Annotated in this window: 19 protein-coding genes; 9 read left to right on the top strand and 10 right to left on the bottom strand. The window is 69.9% G+C overall.

From position 1 onward, the window contains the following. The 3 genes from ACWEPL_RS53115 to ACWEPL_RS53105 form a co-directional block, all read right to left on the bottom strand. The coding region (locus tag ACWEPL_RS53115; protein WP_452440984.1) for a hypothetical protein at positions 1 to 123 on the bottom strand (123 nt) is incomplete at its 3' end. A 4-nt stretch (positions 124 to 127) separates the two neighbouring features. Further along, positions 128 to 1,345, bottom strand: coding sequence for an acetate/propionate family kinase (locus ACWEPL_RS53110; protein ID WP_452440980.1), 1,218 nt, complete (start codon positions 1,343 to 1,345; stop codon positions 128 to 130). Continuing rightward, positions 1,321 to 3,633, bottom strand: a complete 2,313-nt coding sequence (locus ACWEPL_RS53105) for a phosphoketolase family protein (protein ID WP_452440979.1) — start codon at positions 3,631 to 3,633, stop codon at positions 1,321 to 1,323. The genes ACWEPL_RS53110 and ACWEPL_RS53105 overlap by 25 nt, the downstream gene beginning before the upstream one ends. A 227-nt stretch (positions 3,634 to 3,860) precedes the next feature. Here ACWEPL_RS53105 and ACWEPL_RS53100 point away from each other — a divergent pair, with 227 nt between their 5' ends. The 9 genes from ACWEPL_RS53100 (at position 3,861) to narI (ending at position 13,459) form a co-directional block, all read left to right on the top strand. Next, the gene (locus ACWEPL_RS53100; RefSeq protein ID WP_363965155.1) at positions 3,861 to 4,094 is read left to right on the top strand and encodes a hypothetical protein; all 234 of its coding nucleotides are present in this window, start codon (positions 3,861 to 3,863) and stop codon (positions 4,092 to 4,094) included. Further along, entirely contained in the window at positions 4,087 to 5,502 is a 1,416-nt protein-coding gene (locus tag ACWEPL_RS53095) for a nitronate monooxygenase (protein WP_452440978.1), read from the top strand. The genes ACWEPL_RS53100 and ACWEPL_RS53095 overlap by 8 nt, the downstream gene beginning before the upstream one ends. A gap of 187 nt (positions 5,503 to 5,689) precedes the next feature. Then, entirely contained in the window at positions 5,690 to 6,613 is a 924-nt protein-coding gene (locus ACWEPL_RS53090; RefSeq protein ID WP_452440976.1) for an MFS transporter, read from the top strand. Positions 6,614 to 7,267: 654 nt separating this feature from the next. Beyond that, the gene (locus ACWEPL_RS53085; protein WP_452440983.1) at positions 7,268 to 7,954 is read left to right on the top strand and encodes a CBS domain-containing protein; all 687 of its coding nucleotides are present in this window, start codon (positions 7,268 to 7,270) and stop codon (positions 7,952 to 7,954) included. A gap of 151 nt (positions 7,955 to 8,105) precedes the next feature. Further along, positions 8,106 to 9,479 carry a cytochrome ubiquinol oxidase subunit I gene (locus ACWEPL_RS53080; protein ID WP_452440975.1) on the top strand — a complete coding sequence of 458 codons (1,374 nt, stop codon included), beginning with the start codon at positions 8,106 to 8,108 and terminating at the stop codon, positions 9,477 to 9,479. A gap of 11 nt (positions 9,480 to 9,490) precedes the next feature. Next, the gene (gene cydB, locus ACWEPL_RS53075) at positions 9,491 to 10,522 is read left to right on the top strand and encodes a cytochrome d ubiquinol oxidase subunit II (protein ID WP_452440973.1); all 1,032 of its coding nucleotides are present in this window, start codon (positions 9,491 to 9,493) and stop codon (positions 10,520 to 10,522) included. A 30-nt stretch (positions 10,523 to 10,552) separates the two neighbouring features. Next, entirely contained in the window at positions 10,553 to 11,554 is a 1,002-nt protein-coding gene (locus tag ACWEPL_RS53070) for an Acg family FMN-binding oxidoreductase (protein WP_452440972.1), read from the top strand. A 310-nt stretch (positions 11,555 to 11,864) separates the two neighbouring features. Then, on the top strand, positions 11,865 to 12,776 hold the full coding sequence (narJ, locus tag ACWEPL_RS53065) for a nitrate reductase molybdenum cofactor assembly chaperone (protein WP_452440971.1): 912 nt from the start codon (positions 11,865 to 11,867) through the stop codon (positions 12,774 to 12,776). Next, a complete protein-coding gene (narI, locus tag ACWEPL_RS53060) occupies positions 12,773 to 13,459 on the top strand; it encodes a respiratory nitrate reductase subunit gamma (protein ID WP_452440970.1) in 687 nt (228 codons plus the stop codon). Before narJ ends, narI begins: the two co-directional genes overlap by 4 nt. A gap of 9 nt (positions 13,460 to 13,468) precedes the next feature. On the opposite strand, the gene ACWEPL_RS53055 is transcribed toward narI, so the two are convergent. The 7 genes from ACWEPL_RS53055 to ACWEPL_RS53025 form a co-directional block, all read right to left on the bottom strand. Then, on the bottom strand, positions 13,469 to 14,470 hold the full coding sequence (locus ACWEPL_RS53055; protein ID WP_363965137.1) for a LacI family DNA-binding transcriptional regulator: 1,002 nt from the start codon (positions 14,468 to 14,470) through the stop codon (positions 13,469 to 13,471). Between the two features lie 82 nt (positions 14,471 to 14,552). Beyond that, positions 14,553 to 15,515, bottom strand: coding sequence for an aldo/keto reductase family protein (locus tag ACWEPL_RS53050; protein WP_363965135.1), 963 nt, complete (start codon positions 15,513 to 15,515; stop codon positions 14,553 to 14,555). After that, the gene (locus tag ACWEPL_RS53045; protein ID WP_452440969.1) at positions 15,512 to 16,504 is read right to left on the bottom strand and encodes a LacI family DNA-binding transcriptional regulator; all 993 of its coding nucleotides are present in this window, start codon (positions 16,502 to 16,504) and stop codon (positions 15,512 to 15,514) included. Before ACWEPL_RS53045 ends, ACWEPL_RS53050 begins: the two co-directional genes overlap by 4 nt. Next, the gene (locus tag ACWEPL_RS53040; RefSeq protein WP_452440968.1) at positions 16,501 to 17,847 is read right to left on the bottom strand and encodes a GH1 family beta-glucosidase; all 1,347 of its coding nucleotides are present in this window, start codon (positions 17,845 to 17,847) and stop codon (positions 16,501 to 16,503) included. Before ACWEPL_RS53040 ends, ACWEPL_RS53045 begins: the two co-directional genes overlap by 4 nt. Beyond that, positions 17,844 to 18,665 (bottom strand): carbohydrate ABC transporter permease, encoded by an 822-nt coding sequence (locus tag ACWEPL_RS53035; protein ID WP_452440967.1) that lies wholly within the window; start codon positions 18,663 to 18,665, stop codon positions 17,844 to 17,846. The genes ACWEPL_RS53040 and ACWEPL_RS53035 overlap by 4 nt, the downstream gene beginning before the upstream one ends. A gap of 2 nt (positions 18,666 to 18,667) precedes the next feature. After that, a complete protein-coding gene (locus ACWEPL_RS53030; protein ID WP_452440966.1) occupies positions 18,668 to 19,606 on the bottom strand; it encodes a carbohydrate ABC transporter permease in 939 nt (312 codons plus the stop codon). Beyond that, positions 19,593 to 20,876: an ABC transporter substrate-binding protein gene (locus ACWEPL_RS53025; protein ID WP_363965125.1), complete on the bottom strand. Its 1,284-nt coding sequence runs from the start codon at positions 20,874 to 20,876 to the stop codon at positions 19,593 to 19,595. Before ACWEPL_RS53025 ends, ACWEPL_RS53030 begins: the two co-directional genes overlap by 14 nt. Positions 20,877 to 21,009 lie beyond the last annotated feature (133 nt).

The raw sequence follows: 21,009 nt of genomic DNA, 5'->3' as shown, positions 1-21,009 counted from the left end.
GCCGCGGCCGCTCTTGACCAGCAGCACCGGCTTGCGCCCGCCGACCCGGCGGGCGATACGGGCGAACTTGCGCGGGTTGCCGAACGACTCCAGCGAACTGGACGCTCCTGAGGAGGGCGGCACCCGGCTACGCCGGCACGTCCCCTTGGACTGACGGACGGGCGGCCGGCGGGACCGCAATCGGCGAAACGAGTGCGTGGGCCTGGCGGGCGATCTCCCATTCCTCGTCGGTGGGGATGACCAGCACGGGCACTTCGGCACCCGCGGTGGAGACGGGCCGCTCGCCGGCCGTGTCGGCCTGGTTGAGTGCCTGGTCCACGGCGATGCCGAGCCGTTCGAGCCCGGTCAGGGATTCGGCCCGGGTGGCGGGGTCGTGTTCGCCCACGCCGCCGGTGAACACGATCGCGTCCACCCGTCCGAGCAGCGCGTAGTAAGCGCCGACGTATTTGCGGATGCGGCGGGTGTAGATGTCCAGGGCCAAACGGGCGGTGTCGTCGTCGCGGGCGCGTACTTCGCGCATGTCTCCGGTGCCGGCCAGGGCGAGCAGGCCGCTGTGGTGGGTGAGCGCGTGCTCGACCTGCTGGGCGTCCAGCCCGTTCACGCGGGCGAGGTAACCGGTGAGGGCCGGGTCGACATCGCCGGAGCGGGTGCCCATGACCAGCCCCTCCAGGGGTGTCATGCCCATGGAGGTGTCGATGCTGCGCCCGCCGGAGACGGCGGTGGCGCTGGCGCCGTTGCCCAGGTGCAGCACGATCAGATTGAGGTCGGCCAGGTCGCGGCGGAGGAAGGTGGCGGCGCGGCGGGAGACGTACGCGCAAGAGGTGCCGTGGAAGCCGAAGCGCCGCACGCCCCACTCCCCAGGCACGGCGTAGGTGTAGGCCTCGGGCGCCAGGGTGCGGTGGAAGGCGGTGTCGAACACGGCCACCTGCGGCACCTCGGGGAACGCCTTGCGCGCGACCCGGACGCCGGTGAGATTGACCGGGTTGTGAAGGGGAGCGAGCGGGGCCAGTTCCTCGATGGCGGCGACCACGTCGTCGTCGATCAGCACGGTCTCGGTGAAGCGGGTGCCGCCGTGGACGATGCGGTGCCCGACCGCGACGGGCTCCAGTTCGGGCCCCGCCGCGGCGAACGCCTCCATCATCGCGTCCAGCCCCTCGCCATGCCTGGGGAAGGGCCGCTCCCGCACGTACGGCGGCCTGTCCCCGGTCCGGTGGATGAGCCGCCCGGTCTCCTCGCCGATGCGTTCGACCAGGCCGCCGGCCGGACGTTCGTGGGTCTCGACGTCCACCAGTTCGTACTTGATCGACGAGGATCCGGTGTTCAGGACGAGAATGTGGCCGGCCATGTCCACGAGCCTGTTTCCACGGGGTCCTCGCCGTGCTCGCGGGTGTACGCGCGGGCTTGGAGACGGGCGTCGATCATCCGCTGGCGCAGGTGCGCGGCGGTGGTGCCGAGGCCGGGGACGCGGTCGATGACGTCCATGACGAGGTGGTAGCGGTCGATGTCGTTGAGCATGGCCATGTCGAAGGGCGTGGTGGTGGTGCCTTCTTCCTTGTAGCCGCGCACATGGAGGTTACGGTGGCCGTGACGGCGATAGGTGAGGCGGTGGATCAGCCACGGGTAGCCGTGGAAGTTGAAGATGGTCGGCTTGTCGGTGGTGAAGAGGGTGTCGAACTCGGCGTCCGGCATGCCGTGCGGGTGCTCCGACGGGGGCTGCAGCCGCATGAGGTCCACGACGTTGACGACCCGTACTTTCAGGGACGGCAGGTGCTCGCGCAGGATCGCGGCGGCGGCGAGGGTCTCCAGGGTGGGGACGTCGCCGGCGCAGGCCAGCACGACGTCCGGTTCGGTGCCGGAGTCGGTGGAGGCCCAGGGCAGGATGCCCAGCCCGCGGGTGCAGTGCGCGATGGCCTCGTCCATGGTGAACAGGTCGAGCACCGGTTGCTTGCCGGCGACGATCACGTTGATGTAGTCGCGGGAGCGTAGGCAGTGGTCGCCGACGGAGAGCAGGGTGTTGGCGTCCGGCGGCAGGTAGACGCGGACGACTTCGGCCTTCTTGTTGACGACCAGGTCGAGGAAACCGGGGTCCTGGTGGCTGAAGCCGTTGTGGTCCTGCCGCCACACGTGTGAGGACAGCAGGTAGTTGAGCGAGGCGACGGGCCGCCGCCACGGGATCCGCTTGGAGGCCTGCAGCCATTTGGCGTGCTGGTTGAACATGGCGTCGATGATGTGGATGAATGCCTCGTAGCAGTTGAACAGGCCGTGCCTGCCGGTCAGCAGGTAGCCTTCCAGCCAGCCCTGGCACAGGTGCTCGCTCAAGACCTCCATCACCCGGCCGCCGGCGGCCAGATGCTCGTCAGTGGGCTCGATGGCGGCGTTCCACGCGCGGTCGGTGATGTCGAAGACGGCTTGCAGCCTGTTGGAGGCGGTCTCGTCGGGGCCCATCAGCCGGAAGTTGTGCGGGTTGGCGGCGATCACGTCGCGGAGGAATTGGCCGAGCACTCGGGTGGGTTCGCTGGTCTGCTGCGCGGGTGATTTGACCTCCACGGCGTAGTCGCGGAAGTCCGGCTGCCGCAGCGGCTTCAGCAGCTCGCCGCCGTTGGCGTGCGGGCTGGCGCTCATCCGCAGCGGCCCTTCGGGCACCGTCTGCAGCAGCGCGGGCAGCGGCCTGCCGTCGGCGTCGAACAGCTCTTCCGGCCGGTAGGAGCGCATCCACGCCTCCAGCATGGCCAGGTGTTCGGGGTTGTCGCGGACGCCGGACAGCGGCACCTGGTGGGCTCGCCAGGTGCCCTCCACCGGCAGCCCGTCGACCTCGCGCGGTCCCGTCCAGCCCTTCGGCGTCCTTAGGATGATCATGGGGAGGCGGTCCGCGCGGCCGTCCTTGTAGGCGGCGATCCGGTCGAACACCTCATCCAGGGTCCGCGCCATCTCCTCGTGCTCTGGGCCGACGAGGTGCGGGCGGTAGCCGTACCCCTCCATGAGTTTGACCAGCTCTTCCCCGGGGATACGGGCGAGCACGGTGGGGTTGGCGATCTTGTAGCCGTTCAGGTGCAGGATGGGCAGCACCACCCCGTCACGGTAGGGGTCGAGCAGCTTGTTGGAGTGCCAGCTCGCGGCAAGCGGGCCCGTCTCGGCCTCGCCGTCGCCGACGACGCAGGCGACCACGAGGCGCGGGTTGTCGAAGGCCGCACCGAAGGCGTGCGCGAGTGAATAGCCGAGCTCGCCGCCCTCGTGGATGGAGCCGGGCGTCTCGGGCGCGACATGGCTGGGGATGCCGCCCGGGAAGGAGAACTGGCGGAACAGCCGCCGCATACCGGCGGCGTCCTGTGAGATGTCTGGATATTTCTCGCTGTAGGTGCCTTCCAGCCACGCGTGGGCGACCGCCGCCGGGCCGCCGTGGCCGGGGCCGGCGATGTAGATCATGTCCTGGCCGCGTTCGGCGATGATCCGGTTGAGGTGGGCGAAGCAGAAGTTCAGCCCCGGCGTGGTGCCCCAATGGCCGAGGAGGCGCGGCTTCACGTGCTCGGGCCGCAGCGGCTCGGTCAGCAGCGGGTTGTCGAGGAGGTAAATCTGGCCCACGGATAAATAGTTCGCGGCACGCCAGTACGCATCGATCTTCTGCATGGGTGTCATAGGTCCGAATATCTCGGATCGGTCGGAACCGGCCTAGGGACCTTGGTCCCGACCTCGCCGGGCGACATGGTTCCGGATCCCCACGCAGCCGGCGACGGTCAACAGGTGTCTTGGCGGCAACGGTCCATCGGACGCGCTCTGAAGGACTTTGGTCCCTGCCGTGAACACGGCGCAACGCGGGATCTTGGGTCCATGTCCGTTCTTACCTCTGCGCTGGGAATGCCCCTATGACCGGAACCGGCGCCGCGCTCTACGCCGTCCCGCAGCCCGAGGACGGGAAGAAGCCCTTCGCCACGCGAGCCGGCGTGCGCAGGCCGGTCCACGCCGCCGCCGCGGCGCACCCAGTGCGCAACACCCAACCGTGGCGCTTTCGCCGTGTCGACGACGCGACCATGGACCTGTACGCCGACCTCGACCGGCTGCCGGCCGTCAGGCGCACGCGGGAGGCCCGGCGTGGCTGAGCCGGTGCGGCCCGTCCTGATCCAGGGCGGGATGGGCGTGGGCGTGTCCGGCTGGCGGCTGGCCCGGGCGGTCGCCGCGACCGGGCAATTGGGTGTGGTGTCGGGCACGGCGCTGGACGTCACTCTGGCCAGAAGACTGCAGCGCGGCGACCCGGGCGGCCACCTGCGCCGCGCGCTGGCCTGCTTTCCTGTGCCCGGGATCGCCGAGCGGGTGCTCAGCCGCTATTTCGTGCCCGGCGGCACCGGCCGAAAGGTGCCGTACCGGCCCGTGCCCCGACTTGGGCTGCGGGCGAACCGCGCCCGGGACGAATTGGCCGTGGTGGCCAACTTCGCCGAGGTCTTTCTCGCCAAGGAGGGCCACGACGGGCCCGTCGGGGTGAACTACCTGGAGAAGATCCAGCTCGCCACCCCGGCCGCCGTTTACGGCGCGATGCTGGCCGGCGCCGACTACGTGCTGGTTGGCGCCGGCATCCCTGCGGAGATCCCGCGGCTGCTCGACGACCTGGCCGAGCACCGTCCCGCGCGGATCTCGGTGGCTGTGGCGGGTGGCGACGGACACACGATCGGGATCGATCCGGTACAGCTGCTCGGCCACCACCTGACGCCGCTGCCGCGGCCCAGATTGCTGGCGGTCGTGTCGTCGCACGTGCTGGCCGCCTACCTGGCCCGCTCCCCGGTGACCAGGCCGGAGGGATTCGTGATCGAGACTCCGGCGGCGGGCGGGCACAGTGCGCCGCCGCGTGGCCGGATGACGCTCGACCCGGCGGGGGAGCCGGTGTACGGGCCGCGCGACGAGGTCGACCTGGGCAAGGTCGCCGCGCTCGGGCTGCCGTTCTGGCTGGCGGGCGGATACGGCACGCCCGGTGGGCTCGAGCGGGCCTGGAAGGCAGGCGCGGAGGGGGTCCAGGTGGGGTCGGCCTTCGCGTTGTGCCGGGAGTCCGGCCTCGACCCCGGCCTGCGCAGACGCCTGCGCGAGCAGGCCGCGAGCGGCGCCCTTCAGGTACGCAACGACCCGCGTGCCTCGCCCACCGGGTTCCCGTTCAAGGTCGCCGCCGTGGCGGGGACGCTGTCGGAGCAGGAGGTGTACGAGGCGCGCCCGCGGCTGTGCGACCTGGGCTACCTGCGCACGCCGTACCAGAAGGCGGACGGCTCGATCGGCTACCGCTGCCCGGCCGAGCCAGTGGACACCTACGTGCGTAAGGGGCGCCCTGCGGAGGAGGCGGCCGACCGGCGCTGCCTGTGCAACGGCCTGCTCGCCTCCATCGGCCTTGGGCAGCACCGCGCCGACGGATACGACGAGCCCCCACTGCTCACGCTCGGCCAGGACGCGGCCTTCCTCGACGACCTCCCGGATGACCACTCGGCCGCCGATGTGGTCGCCCACATCCTGCTGGGAGCGCGGGTATGACCGAGCGCCCGGAGGCCGGCGGGCAACCTGGCTCGGCTGCGCGAGGCGGGCGCCGCGGCATGACGAACGCACCGACCGGCCGCAGGCCCGCTTTGATGCTCGGCCTGGCGACCGTGGGCTTCGCGGTGACTTCTGGGCGTGGGCGCTGCTCAGCCCGTTAGGGCCGCGTTTCAAGGAGCTGCTCGGGTTGTCGGCCGGGCAGCAGGCGCTGCTGGTCGGCGGGTTCTTCCTCGGCATCGGCGGGACCGTCTTCGCCGTCGGCGTGCCGTTCGTCAACGCCTGGTTCCCGCCGCGGCGGCGCGGCCTGGCGGTGGGCGTCTTCGGGGCTGGGATGGGAGGCACCGCGATCAGCGCGCTGACCACCGTCCCCCTGGTGAGAACCGGCGGCGCGGCCGCCCCTTTCCTGATCACCGCCACGGTTCTCGCCGCCTATGCCGTCGTGGCCTGGCTGGTGCTGCGGGACGCCCCCGGCCGCGCCGTCGTGACCCAGCCCCTGATGGCACGCATGGCGGCCACGGTGAAGTTGTCGATCACTTGGCAGGCGTGCGTGTTGTACGCGGTCGCCTTCGGCGGCTATGTCGCCTTCTCCGTCTACCTGCCCGCCTACCTGCAGACCGGCTACGGGCTCGAACAGGCCGACGCCGCCAACCGCATGGCCGGGTTCGTGGCGCTGGCAGTCCTGGCCCGGCCACTCGGCGGCTGGCTGTCGGACCGCATCGGCCCCATTCCTGTGCTGACCGGGGCATTCGTCCTCATCGCCGTCATGGCAGGGGTGCAGGCGCTCACACCGGGACTGGTGCCGCTCGGCACGGTCGCCTTCCTCTCCATGGCCGCCGCGCTCGGCGCGGGCAGCGGCGCCACCTTGGCTCTCGTCGCCCAGGTCGCACCTTCGGACAAGGTCGGCACCGTGACCGGCCTGGTCGGCGCCGCCGGCGGCCTCGGCGGCGTCGTACCCCCGCTGGTGATGGGCTTCATCTACGGACGGCTCGGTTCCTACGGCCTCGGCCTGGGTCTGCTGGCCGTCACCGCCGCGCTCCCGCTGGCTCTGACGGTGACCGTGATCCGCTCGGTGGCTGGTCATCGCAAGGCTCAGCAAGCCAACGCCCGCTGACCGTGACAGGTCGTGGCGACACCGCAGACTCCAGGTTGCGCCGTCACAGGCAGCGCAACCTGGACACTCTGGTCAGCCGGAGGGGCCACCCGGGGAAGACCATCCGGGCGGCGAGTGGCCTGGAGGCGATCGCCTCTGGTGGGTGCGAACCGCGCAAGTGCGGCTGAGGGCCGTCATGAGCGGATCAGGCCACGGGACGGCGCTCGTCGAAGACCCGTCGGACGTGGAAGCCGGTCATGGGAGTCGCGAAGCCGGCGACCTGTGCCTGCGGGCGAACGGGCGGCGGGTCTGGGGATGGGCTTTCACAAGTGTGACCCGCCGCCCGTCAGGGTGCAGGCCCGTCATGGACGCCACCGACCACCTGCCAGGCAGGCGGCCGATCAGGTGGCGCTCATCGGACATGACCGAACAGTAGATCCGAAGCCGGACCTGCTGTCACGGCCACAGGTCACCTCCCGGGAGGGACTTTGGACCTGTCTTCCGAGGCTGTTCGGCCCTCACGGAAGTCCAGCTGGGTCCTGCCGCGGAAAGCACCCTGACCAAAGCGTTGGCATGGGGGACTTCCGGCCCTACAGGTCGCCTTCGGCGCGATGGTGCCATGGACGTTCAGAGGAAGGGAAGCATCCGATGGTGCGGATCAGCGTGAGAGACGTGATGACCACGCATGTGGCCTCGGTGAAACCCGACACGCCGTTCAAGGACGTCGCCGAGTTGCTCGTGCGGCGTGGGGTCAGTGCCGTGCCCGTGCTGGAGGACGACGGGCGGGTCGCCGGCGTGGTGTCGGAGGCGGATCTGCTGCGTAAGGAGGAGTTCCGGGAGCAGTACTACGGGGAGGACTATCGGCCCCGGCTGCGTGCCCGGTTGCGCCGCAGGCTGGCCGGGCGCGGTGAGCACGGTCAGGAGAAGGCCGACGCCGCCACGGCGGCCGAGCTGATGTCGGCGCCGGCGATGACGGTCGCGCCGGACGTGTCCACCGTGACCGCCGCCCGGCTCATGGACGAGCACGACGTCAAGCGCTTGGTCGTGGTGGACGCGGAGGGGCGGCTGATGGGCGTCGTGAGCAGGCGAGACCTGCTCAAGGCATACGTACGGGACGACGCGGAGCTCAAGAGCTGGGTCGAGGAGGCCATCCCCGAGCAGGCTCGGTGGAACGACCACACCGGGATCGTGGTGCAGGTGCAGGACGGCATCGTGACGCTGTCCGGCTGTACCTCGACGCGCACCGAGGCGCCGGCCGTGCACATGGCCAAAGGACTCGGCGGTGTCGTCGGCGTTCGCGAGAGCCTCGTCTGGGAACGGGACGACCGGCTCGAGCCTCCGCTGATCTGGGACCGATCTTGAGGAGCCCATTCGGCCCAGATCGTCAGGACGGAAGCCCGCGAACCGGTGCAGGACGCGCGGTGGGACGAGCGGCACGCGTGGGACCAAGGTCCCTCCCGGGCAGAGCCGCTCGGCCCTACGCGGCGGAACGGCCGTCCTCCAATCTGGCCGCATGGATGTGCTCGATCTCTCCCGCTGGCAGTTCGGCATCACGACCGTGTACCACTTCCTGTTCGTGCCGCTCACGATCGGGCTGTCGATCATCGTGGCCGGGTTGCAGACGGCCTGGTATCGGACGAAGAAGCCGGAGTATCTGCGGCTGACCCGGTTCTGGGGGCGGCTGTTCCTCATCAACTTCGCCATGGGCGTGGTGACGGGGATCGTGCAGGAGTTCCAGTTCGGGATGAACTGGAGTGACTACTCACGCTTCGTCGGCGACGTGTTCGGCGCGCCGCTGGCCATGGAAGGGCTGATGGCGTTCTTCCTGGAGTCCACGTTCCTCGGACTGTGGATCTTCGGCTGGGACAGACTATCGCCGAAGCTTCATCTGGCCACGATCTGGCTCGCGGCGATCGGTACTAATATTTCGGCCTATTTCATCCTCGCGGCGAACTCGTGGATGCAGCACCCGGTCGGCTACCGAATCAACAACGGCCGGGCCGAGCTGACCGACATCTGGGCCGTGCTCACCAACTCCACCACGCTCGTCACCTTTCCCCACGTCATCTTTGGCGCGTTCCTGACAGCCGCCGCGTTCGTGCTCGGCATCAGCGCCTGGTTTCTGCTCCGCAAGAGGGACATCGATCTCTTCCGCACCTCCGCCCGGCTGGCCCTGGTGGTCAGCCTCGTCTCCGCAATCGGGGTGTCGTTCTCCGGTCACTGGCAGGCGCAGATCATGACCGAGCAGCAGCCGATGAAGATGGCCGCCGCCGAGGCCCTGTGGGAGGACGAGAGCTCGGCGGGCTTCTCGCTGTTCGCCGTAGGTGATGTCGAGCACGGCCGCAACCACATCAACCTGCAGATCCCGTACGGACTGAGCCTGCTGTCCACCAGCACCCTGCACGGCAAGGTCGAGGGCATCAACGACATCCAGGCCCGCTATCAGGCGGTCTATGGCCCGGGCGACTACCGGCCGGTCGTCGGGCTGACGTACTGGTCGTTCCGGCTGATGATCGGCTTCGGCGCGCTGGCTGCCCTGCTCGCGCTGGCCGGACTCTGGCTGACCCGGCGCGGCCGGCTGCCTGCGGGCCGCTGGGCCTACCGCCTGGCCATCGCCGGGATCGGCCTGCCGTTCCTGGCCAACTCCATGGGCTGGATCTTCACTGAGATGGGCCGCCAACCGTGGACCGTCTTCGGTCTGATGCGGACCGCCGCGGCGGTCTCTCCGGGTGCCGACGTCGTCTCGGTCGCCATCACGCTGGCCGGCTTCACCCTCGTCTATGCCGTGCTGGCCATCATCGAGGTGCGGCTTCTGCTGAAGTTCATCCGGATCGGGCCGCACGAGCAGGCCGAGTCCGAAGCCGCCCTGCCCGCCCTGAGCTACTGAGGGATTGCGCCATGGAACTGACCACTGTCTGGTTCGTGCTGATCGCGGTGCTGTGGACCGGTTACTTCGTGCTGGAGGGCTTCGATTTCGGGGTCGGCATCCTGCTGCCGGTCCTGGGCCGAGGCGAGGCGGAGCGGCGCATCATCGTCAAGACGATCGGCCCGGTGTGGGACGGCAACGAGGTGTGGCTGCTGGTGGCGGGCGGGGCCACGTTCGCCGCGTTCCCCGAGTGGTACGCAACCCTGTTCAGCGGCTTCTACCTGCCGCTGTTCCTCATCCTGCTGGCCCTGATCGCGCGCGGGGTGGCACTGGAGTACCGCAGCAAATCCGACAGCACGCGCGGCTGGGACCGGACCTTCTTCTGGGGCTCGCTCGGCCCGGCCTTCCTGTGGGGCGTTGCCTTCGCCAACATCGTGCGCGGCGTTCCCCTGGACGCCGACCACGAGTACACCGGCACCCTGCTCACCCTGCTCAACCCTTTCGCGCTGTTCGGAGGGCTGGCCACACTGTTGCTCTTCACCCTGCACGGCGCGATCTTCCTGGCTCTGCGCACCACGGGCGAGCTGCGCCGAGGCGCCACGCGTACGGCCAAGAGCCTGAGCCCGGTGACGATTCTGGTGGTGATGGCGTTCCTGCTGGCCGCGGGCGGTGGCGGCAGGCCGGTCTGGTGGACCGCCGTCACGCTGGTCGCGCTCGGCCTGATCGGCGCCCTGGCCGCGACGTTGCGCGGCCGCGACGGGTGGGCCTTCACCGCCAGCGCGCTCGCGGTGGTCGCGGTCGTGGCCGCGCTGTTCACCGGTCTGTGGCCGAACGTGCTGCCGGCCCTGGACCCGGCCAACAGTCTCACCGTGACCAACGCCGCCTCCACGCCGTACACGCTGACGGTGATGACCTGGGTCGCTGTCATCTTCACCCCTGTGGTGCTGGCCTACCAGGCCTGGACCTACTGGGTCTTCCGCCGCCGCCTGACCGGACCGTCCGACGTGTCCGTTGGTCCGCCGGACGCGGGACCTTCGTCCCTGACCTCGGTTGACGCACGGTGATGTGCTGGATCCCGTAGGAGGTGGATCGCCATGAGCACCCGTACGACACAGGAGAACGCCCTCGCCATCCACGCGGCGCTGAAGGCCGCCGCCTGGGCCCCGTCCGTGCACAACACCCAGCCGTGGACGTTCGCCGTCTCCGGCGAGGGGATCAGCGTACGCGCCGACGCCAACAGGAAACTACGCTTCAGCGACCCCGAAGGCAGGCAGCAGCTGATCAGTTGCGGGGCTGCGCTGTTCAACCTCACCACGGTGCTGCGCTGCCACGGGTACGAGCCCGTGGTGCGGGTGCTGCCCGACCCGGATCGGCTCGCGCTGCTGGCCACGGTGCGGCTGGGCGGGAGCAGTACTCCTGACGAGCACACCGCGGCACTGAACGCCGAGATCGAGCAGCGCCGGACCCATCGGGCGGCCTTCACCGATCTGCCCGTCCCGGATCGGCTGGTGGAGGCGCTGGTCCAGCAGGCGGCCGCCGAAGGAGCCCGGCTGACGCCAGTGCGCAAGCCGGAAGCCGTACGGGTCGTCGCCTCGCTGACCGACGCCGCCCAGAACGTGCAGTCGCAGAACCGGCTGCTCCTCCTCGAGGTCATCCGCTGGGCCCGCCCGCCGGGCAGCGCCCGCACCGACGGGGTGCCCGCCGGCGCCTACCCCGCCGAGCCCGCGAACACCCATCCGCCCTTCGCGCAACGCGACTACGCCTGGCGGCATGACTGGGGCACGACGGCCGGCCAAGCCGCGTCGACCTCCACCGGAGTCGTGGCTCTGCTCACCACCCCCGGCGACAGCCGCCGGGAATGGATCGCCGCGGGACAGGCCCTCCAACGGGTCCTGCTGCACGCCGGCGCATCCGGGGTGAGCGCTGCCTTCCACACCCAGGCGCTGGAGATGCGGCATCTGCGGGAGTTCCTGCGCCAAGAGCTCTGCTTCGGAGAGTACCCGCAGATGATCATGCGGCTCGGCATCACGTTCGACGCCAAAGTCGCGGTCCGCCGCCCGCTGTCCGAGGTTGTCGAGTCAGTCTCCCTGCCGTGAACGACCGAGCTCGGAGCTCCGACCGTGCACACGTACCTGTTCGGTGCCATCTCCGAGAACGCCGAGGCCGGCGCCCGCAACGGCGTTACGTGGCGGCAGCGGCGGGTGGTCGCCCGCCGGGAGGAGACTCCGGCCGCGGTGTCCACGCTGCTGCACACCACCGTGCGGGCAGGTGACGAGCTGACCAGCGAGGACTGGATCGAGGCCGCGCGGCGCTCGCCGATCTACCGGCTGGCCATGCGCTACCGGGTGGCGCTGCCGCTGCACCCGGAATACCGCACGCTGCCCATGGTCTGCGCCGCTGTCGCCGGTGCTCGACGCCGTGACAGGGGCGGGCGCCGACGCCGACGACCCGGACAACGTCTTCCACGCCGTTACCGACCTGCGTATCCCGCTGGAATACCTGGCGAGCCTGTTCTCGGCCGGGGACACCGAGGTCGTGGCCGGGGTGCTGATGAAACTGTCGGCCATGCGCGCGTACATGCGGGCCCGCACCGTCGACGGCACCGTGGCCACAGACCTGCTGGACGCCGTGGGGATGACGGCGGCCGACATGGAGCGGATGTACCGGCTGCTGGCCATCGCCAAGTACGACGAGCGCTACGTCGTACCCACCGCGCACCGCGAGGACGCCGCCGCCCTGGCCGCCCAGGCGGACGGATGCAGCCTCGACGGCGACGGCGGGCCGGGCATGGGCGAGTTCCACCCGACCGGCCACCCGCGCCAGGCGTTGGAGCAGTTCCTGTGGTGGTTCCGCGACCGGCGGCCCATGGGGCTGGCCCGCCACTACGTCGAGACGTTCGACCTGCGCCGCAAGTCCAGCCTCTACCTCACCTACTACCTGCACGGCGACACCCGCCGCCGCGGCATGGCCCTGCTCACCCTCAAGCAGCGCTACCGGCTCGCCGGACTGACCCCACCGGAAGGCGAGCTGCCCGACTTCCTGCCGGTCTTCTGCGAGTTCGCCGCCTTGGCCGGCCCTGCCGCGGGCGAGGCGCCGCTGCGCCGGCACCGCAAGGGCCTCGAACTCATCCGGACCGCGCTGCACGACAGCGGCTCACCGTATGCGCTCGTCCTGGACGCGCCGTGCGCGATGCTGCCCGGCCTGTCGGCGGCCGAGCGCTCTGCCGTCGCCGACCTCGCGCTGGCCGGACCGCCCGTCGAGGAGGTCGGGTTGGCCCCGTTCGGCCCGCCGCTCAACGAGATGGAGGCGCGGCCGTGAACGTCGCGCTCTGGGTCGTCATCCCCTACATCGCCCTGACGATCTTCGTCGTCGGGCATGTCTGGCGCTGGCGCGTCGACCAGTTCGGCTGGACCACCCGTACCACCCAATTACTGGAGAGCCGGCTGCTGAGGCTCGGCTCGCCGCTGTTCCACCTCGGCGCGTTCGCCGCCATCGGCGGCCACGTGCTCGGCCTGCTCATCCCCAAGAGCTGGACCGCGGCGACCGGCGTCGACGAGCACCTCTACCACCTGGTCTCGGTGAGCGCCGGAACCGTGGCCGGGCTGATGGTGGTCGCGGGTCTGGGGCTGCTGCTGGCCCGCTGGCTCACCAGCCCGCGGGTACGCCGTACCACGACCCGGGCCGACAAGGTCCTGTTCGCGGTCCTCACGGTGGTCATCCTGCTCGGCATGAGCGCGACCGTGGGCAAGAACCTGCTCGGCGGCGGCTACGACTACCGCGCCACCATCGCCGTCTGGTTCCGCGGAATCCTGACCCTCCACCCCGACCCCGGTCTGATGGCCGGAGTACCACTGATCTTCCGACTTCACGCGCTGTCCGCCTGGCTGCTCGCCGCGATCTGGCCGTTCACCAGACTCGTCCACGTCTGGTCGGCGCCCATCGCCTACCTGTGGCGCCCCTACGTCGTCTACCGACGGCGCACCCCGGCGCATTCACGGTGAGCAGGCAGCTCAGGCCGATTCGCGGATGACCAGTTCGGTGGGGAGGATGAGCGGGGTGGGCTCCTCGCCGCGGATCAGGGCGAGCAGCATGCGGGTCATCTCGCGGCCGAGGGCCTTGATGGGCTGGCGCACCGTGGTCAGGGCGGGATGGGTGTGCCGGGCGGTCACCACGTCGTCGAACCCCACGACCGCGATCTCATCGGGCACGGCCCGGCCGTGCTCCTTCAGCACGCCGAGCGCGCCCGCGGCCATCTCGTCGGAGGCGATCAGCACGGCGTCGAGATCCGGGTGCTCTTTCAGGAGGTGAGCCATGGCAGCGGCTCCGCTCGCCTCGGTGAAGTCGCCGTGCGCGACCCGCTCGTCTCCGAGTCCGGCCAGCGCCAGCGCGTCGCGGAAGCCCAGGTAGCGGGAGACGCCGACGTGCATGTCGAGCGACCCGGTGATGGTCGCGATCCGGGTGCGGCCGGTGGAGATCAGGTATTCGGCCGCCTGGCGAGCGCCGTCGCGGTTGTCGGCGTCCACGTACCAGTCGTTGGACCCGCCGAGGGAGCGTCCGCCGTAGACCACGGGGACGCCGCCCTCGGCGGCCACCTTCGCCAGGGGGTCGTTCTCCCGCAGGGCCAGCAGCATGACACCGTCGGCCCTGCGTGACTGCAGGACACGGGCCAGGCGGTTGCGGCCGCGCTCGGAGGCGGCCAGGATCAGCAGCAGCTCAAGGTCGGTTTCCTCCATGACGGCGTTCACCCCGACGATGACCTCGGCGAAGAAGGGGTTGGTGAACAGGGCCTGGTCGTCGCTGGAGACCGCCAGCACGACCGCGCCACTGCGCTGGGTGGCCAGCGAGCGGGCGGCGACGTTGGGCACGTAGCCCAGATCCTTGATGGCTCGTTCCACGGCCTGCCGAGCGGCCCGGCTGACATGCGGGGCGTTGTTGATCACCCGGGACACCGTGCCCCTGGACACTCCCGCCCGCCTGGCCACCTCGTCCAGCGTCGGCTGCCGATCCGTCATCTTTAGGAGCGCTCCCAAGTATGTACCTGCTGGTCATGCGGAGCGTACCAGGCTTCCAGTCTGTGAGCGCTCCCAATTTTGATCAGGGCCTGGTGAGCGGGCTGAACGGCCCGTCGGCCACTCGTTCCACCACATCGTCCAGGATCTCGTCGATCGTACCGAGCACGTCGTCCGCGAGGGGCACCCCGGACGCCGCCGCACTGTCGCGCACCTGCTCGGGCCGCGAGCCGCCGACGATCGCGGCCGAGACCCCGGGGCCGCGCAACACCCAGGCGATCGCCAGTTGCGCCATGGTCAGCCCGAGGTCCGCCGCGATCGGGCGGAGCCGCTCCACCCGCGTCAGGACGTCGTCGGTGAGCAGACGGCCCACGAACTCCCTGCGCGCCTCGGCGGGCGGCGCCTGGCCGGGGGAGTAGCGCCCGGCCAGCACACCCTGGGCCATCGGCTGGTAGACGAGCTGGCCGACACCCTCCTTGGCGCACAGCGGGAGGATCTCCGGTTCGATGACCCTGCGGAGCAGGTTGTACTGCGGCTGGTTGGACACGATCCGGTCCAGGCCCAGGTCGTCGGCGATCCGCAGCGCGTCGGCGATCTGCTCCGCCGTCCAGTCGGAGACGCCGACGTACAGGACCTTGCCGCTTCGCACCAGGTCGTCGAAGGCCCGCAGGGTCTCCTCCAGAGGGGTGGCGTAGTCGTAGCGGTGCGCCTGGTAGAGATCCACGTAGTCGGTGCCGAGGCGGCGCAGGGAGCCGTCGATCGAGCGCATGATGTGCTTGCGGGACAGCCCGCGGTCGTTGGGGCCGGTGCCGGTGGGCCAGTAGATCTTGGTGAGGATCTCCACCGAATCGCGGCGGACGCCCCGCAGCGCCTGGCCGAGCGCCTCCTCGGCGCGGGTCTCGGCATAGGCGTCGGCGGTGTCGAACGTGGTGATCCCGGCGTCGAGGGCGGCGTGCACACAGGGTTCGACGGTGTCCTCGGTCAGCCAGTTGCCGTAGGCGATCTCGCTGACCATGAGCCCGCTGCGCCCTAGATGGCGAAATTTCATGAAGTCTCCCTTATCGCGAGGTGTGGGGTGAGGACGAGGACGGATCGGCTCGGCGTCCCGCCGTCGATCAGCATGAGCAGCAGGCGGACCATCTCCCGCCCCATGTCCTCGACCGGCTGATGGACCGAGGTGAGCCCGGCCTGCTCGGCGAACGGCGAGTCGTCGAAGCCCACGACGGCCACATCGGCGCGGCCTGCCTCGCGCAGCACCCGCAGCGAGCCCAGGGCCATCAGGTCGGAGGCGGCGAACACCGCGTCAAGGTCGGGCCTGCGGGCCAGCAGCTCCCGCGTGGCTTCGGCGCCGCTCTGCTCGCTGAAGTCCCCGCCCGCCACGAGATCGGGACTCTCCTCGAGCCCGGAGGCGATCAGGCCGTCGCGGTAGCCTCCCAGCCGGTGGACGCTGACGAGCATGTCCATGGGCCCCGTGATGGTCGCGATCCGGTGCCGTCCCCGCTCGATCAGGTGCCGTACCGCCAGGTACGCTCCGGCCTGGTTGTCCACGTCCACGACATGGGCGGCGAGAGCGGGATCGAGCGGCCTGCCACCCACCACCGCCGGGACGCCGAGCTCCCCCAGGCGGGCAGGGAGTGGATCCTCGTGATGCAGCGAGAGCAGCAGGACCCCGTCCACGTGGCCGCCCCCGAGATAGGCCTCCAAGGCCGGCCGCTCGCTGCCCGACCGGGCCATGGTGATCAGCAACTGCTTGCCGGACGTCGTGAGCTGCGCCGCGATGCCGCGTACCGCTCCCGCGAAGAACGGGTCGCTGAACACCCGCTCGGGAGACTCGGAGATGACCAGCGCGACCGTGTCGGTGCGCCGGGTGACCAGCGAGCGCGCGGCCCGGTTGGGGGTGTAGCGCAACTCCTCGATGGCCTTCTGCACGGCGAGCCTGGTCTTCGGGCCCACCTTGGAGGAGCCGTTGACCACGCGGGAGACCGTGCTCCGGCCGACCCCCGCGTGTGCGGCCACCTGCTCGATCGTGGGCCTCACAGCCCACCGCGCCTGATCACCTCGGCGTACCAGCGCGCGCTGTCCTTGGGGGTACGGCGCTGCGTGGCGAAGTCGACGTGGACCAGGCCGAAGCGCTGGCAGTACCCGTGTGCCCACTCGAAGTTGTCCAGCAGGGACCAGGCGAAATAGCCGCGCAGCGGCACTCCCTGCGCGACGGCGTCATGGCAGGCGCGCAGGTGGCCGTCAAGGTAGGCGATCCGGTCGGCGTCGTGCGCCTCCTCGTCGTAGGCCGCCCCGTTCTCGGTGACGTAGAGGGCGGTCACGGGGTAGTCGCGGGCGAGCCGCAGGAGCAGGTCGGACAGCCCGCTCTCGTCGATCTCCCAACCCATGGCGGTCCGCGGCCGCCCGCCGTCCACGAACCGCACCGTCTCCGATCCGACGTACGGGGTCGGCTTGTCCGGCGGGTCGGCGGGACCGTCGCCAGAGACGATGCCCGAGACGATGGCCGGGGTGTAGTAGTTGACGCCGAGGAAGTCCAGCGGCGCGGCGATCGTCTTGAGGTCGCCGTCCTGGACGTGCTCGAAGCCGGTCACGGCGGCGAGGTCGGCGATGACGTCCGCCGGGTACGCGGCCCGGTACAGCGGGTCCAGGAAGATCCGGTTGGCCACGCCGTCGATGCGGCGCGCGGCCTCCAGGTCTTCGGCCGAACCGGTCGCGGGGCTGACCTGGGTGGGGTTCAGCGTGATGCCGACCCGCGAGCCGCTCATGGCGCTCGCGGCCAGGCCGTGACCGAGCAGCAGGTGGTGCACGGCACGGATGGCGGCGGCAGGCTCGCGCCGGCCGGGCGCGTGCTCTCCGGTGGCGTACCCGAGGTAGGCCGAGCACCAGGGCTCGTTGAGCGTGGTCCAGTGCGTCACCCTGTCGGCCAGCGCGTCGTGTACGGCGGCGGCGTAGTCGGCGAAGCGCAGGGCCGTCTCCCGCACGGGCCAGCCGCCGGCGTCCTCCAGCGGCTGGGGCAGGTCCCAGTGGTACAGCGTCGGCCACGGCTCGATCCCGCGCCCCAGCAGCTCGTCCACGAGACGCCGGTAGAAGTCCAGGCCGCGCTGGTTGACGGCCCCGGATCCGAGCGGCTGCACCCGCGGCCAGGCCACGGAGAAGCGGTAGGCGCGCAGGCCGAGCTCGGCCATGAGGGCGACGTCGTCGGGGTAGCGGTGGTAGTGGTCGCAGGCGACGTCGCCGGTGTGGCCCTCGCGCACGTTGCCGGGCTGCGCGGAGAAGACATCCCAGATCGAGGGCTCGCGTCCGTCCTCGGCGGCCGCCCCCTCGATCTGGTAGCTCGAGGTGGCGGCCCCCCAGAGAAAGCCAGGATCGAACGTGTTCACGCCTTGACGGCTCCTTCCATGATGCCGCCGATGATCTGGCGGCCGAATACGAGGAACACGGCCAGCAGCGGCAGCGTGGCGATCAGCGTTCCGGAGAACATGAGCGTGTAGTCCGTGTAGTAAGTGCTGGACAGCTGGCTCAGCGAGAACTGGACGGTCGGGTTGTCGGCCTCCAGAACGGCCAGCGGCCACAGGAAGTCGTTCCAGGTGCCCATGAAGGTGAACAACCCCAGCACGGAGGCGCCCGGCCGCAGGGCCGGCAGCACGACCTTCCAGAAGATGCCGAAGGTCGAGCAGCCGTCCACCCGCGCCGCCTCGACCAGCTCGTCGGGGACGGCCCGCTCGGCGTACTGCCGCATCAGGAAGACGCCGAACGCCGAGACCAGGAACGGCATGATGACCGCCTGCAGCCGGTTCTGCCAGCCGAGCTCCACCATGATCATGTAGAGCGGGATGATGCCCATCTGGACCGGGATCATCATCGTGGCCAGGATGACGAGCAGCAGCGCGTTCCTGCCGCGGAAGCGCAGCTTGGCGAACGCGAAGCCGGCCAGCGAGCAGAAGAACACCACCGACACGGTCACGGTGCCGGAGGCGATCGCGGAGTTGACCATCCCCAGCAGGAAATTGGCGTCCTCGGCCGCGAAGAGCCGCGTGACGTTCTCGCCCAGGTTGCCGCCCGGGGTGAGCGGCGGCGGCCAGTCGCCAACGACGTCGTTGGCCCTGGTGGCCACGACGAACAGCCAGTAGAGCGGGAAGACCGACAGCGCGATCGCCGCCAGCAGGGTCAGGTAGACCAGGGGGCCGGAGTTTCGCACGGCTATCTCGCTCTCCGCGTGACCAGGAAGTTGACCAGGGCGAAGACCACGATGAGCAGGAAGATCATCCAGGCGACCGCCGAGCCGTAGCCGTAGTCGAAGTCCTTGAAGGCCTTCTCGAACATGTACATGGCCACGGTCTGGAACTGCCGCAGGCTGCCCCCGGAGATGGCGTAGCCGCCCTGGCCGAAGATGAGCGGCTCGGTGAACAGCTGCATGCCGCCGATGGTCGAGATGATCACGGTGAACAGGATCGCCGGCCGAATCAGCGGCACCGTGATGCCCCAGAACTGCCTGACCTTGGAGGCGCCGTCGATGGCCGCCGCCTCGTACACGTCGCGCGGCACCGACTGCATCGCGGCCAGGAAGATCAGCGCGTTGTAGCCGGTCCATCGCCAGTCGACCATGACCGAGATCGCCAGCCAGGACGACCACTTGTCCGCCCGCCAGTCCACCGGGTCCACGCCCAGCAGGGCGAGCAGGCCGTTGGCCATGCCGGCGTCGCGGTCGAAGATCTGGCTGAAGACGATGCCCACCGCCGCCACCGAGGTGACGATCGGCGCGAGCACCCCCATCCGGAAGAACGTCAGCGCGCGCAGCCGCTGGTTGAGCAGGCTCGCCACGACCAGTGCCAGGAGCAGCTGCGGGACCGTGGCCAGCACGAACATGCCGAGCGTGTTGACGACCGCGTTCCAGAAGTCGGGGTCGGCGAACAGATCCGCGTAGTTCGCCAGCCCGACGAACCCCGCGTCCCCCGCCAGGTCCCAGTCGTGCAGCGAGACCCACGCGGTGTACAGCAGCGGGAAGAGCCCGAAGACCCCGAAGATCACGAAGAACGGCGCCACGAAGAGGTAGGGCGAGCCCAGCAGGTCGAGGCGGGACAGCAGCCCCGCCCGCGACCTCGCGTGCGCGGCGGATGGCACCTTGCTACTTAGCAGCACGCTTGGCGTCCTCGACGGCCTTGGTCCACGCCTCGGCCGGCTGGAGCTTGCCCTGCTCGACGGCCATCAGCGCGTTGCCGACGCGGTCACCGACCGGGTTGTTGTTCGGCCCCAGGTAGACGGGCTTGAGCGCCTTCGCGCTCGATCCGAAGATCTTCCCGACGGGGGCGTTGTTGAAGTAGTCGTTGACGAAGCTCTGCACCGCCGGGTCGTCGATGGCCTGCGGTGACGAGGGGAAGTTGCTCTTGGCCTTGAACGCCGCGATCTGGCCCTTCGGGCTGGTGAGGAATTTCACCAGTTCGGCCGCTTCCTTCTGGTGCTTGCTCTGCGTCGGCACCGCCAGGAACGAGCCGCCGCGAACGGCTCCGTCGCCTGGCACGCGCGCCACGTCCCACTTGCCGGTGTTCTCCGGCCCGGCCTGCTCCTTGATGACGCCGAGCATCCAGGACGGGCACGGGATGGTGGCGAACGTGCCCTTCTTGAACCCGGCGTTCCACTGCGGGCTCCACTGCGCGAGGTTCGCCGACAGCCCGCCCTGGATCATCTTGACCGTCTGGTCCCAGGCCGCCTTCACCCCGGGATTGGTGTCGATCACCAGGTTGTTGGAGGTGTCGTAGTAGGTGTGGTCGCCCTGCTGCATCAGGATGTTCTGATAGATGCCGCCGGCCGAGTCGAAGAAGTGCGCTCCCGTCTTGGCCTGAGCGAATTTCTGCCCGGTGGCGAGGTAGGCGTCCCAGGTCGGCCAGAGCTCGCCGACCTTCTCGCGGTCGGTGGGCAGCCCGGCCTTGGCGAACAGGTCCGTCCGGTAGCACATGCCCTGCGCGCCGACGTCGGTGCCGAGCCCGACGAGTTTGGAGCCGTCGTTCGTGAGCGCCTGCTTCCACTTCCATTCCAGGAAGTCGGCCTTCAGCGACCCGGCTCCGTGGTCGAGAAGGTTCACGAACTGCTCGGGCTTGGCCATGAACTGGATGAGGATGCCCTCCTCCAGCGCGACCACGTCTCCGGCTCCGCTGCCCGAGGCCATCCACTGCTGCAGCTTGGGCAGGTAGTCGCCCAGCTGGGCGATGTTCTCCTGCTTGATCGTTATCCCGGGATGAGCGGCCTCGTACTGCTTGTAGAGCTCCTCGTAGCCGAACTCGCTGAAGGTCTTGACCACCAGGGTGATCTTTCCCTGGGTCGCGGTGTCCGGCGTCTGTGCGCCGGTGCCGCACGCCGCGAGCAGGCCGGTGAGGGTGGCGGCAAGCAGCGGCCGCGCCAGCCTTGTCGTCATGTCATATCTCCCTGCTTCCGGGAGCGGTTCCAGTGGGGACTGATCCGCTTGATACACTCGACTACCTGCGTTGACGCCGCGGATTGTGCCGGTGTTCCTGTGCGAAATCCGTGCATTATTGGGAGCGCTCCCA

It is taken from the genome of Nonomuraea sp. NPDC004186 (genome assembly GCF_053603495.1).
Note: the sequence above shows the minus strand (reverse complement) of the source record. Positions and strands in the feature narration are given on the sequence as shown.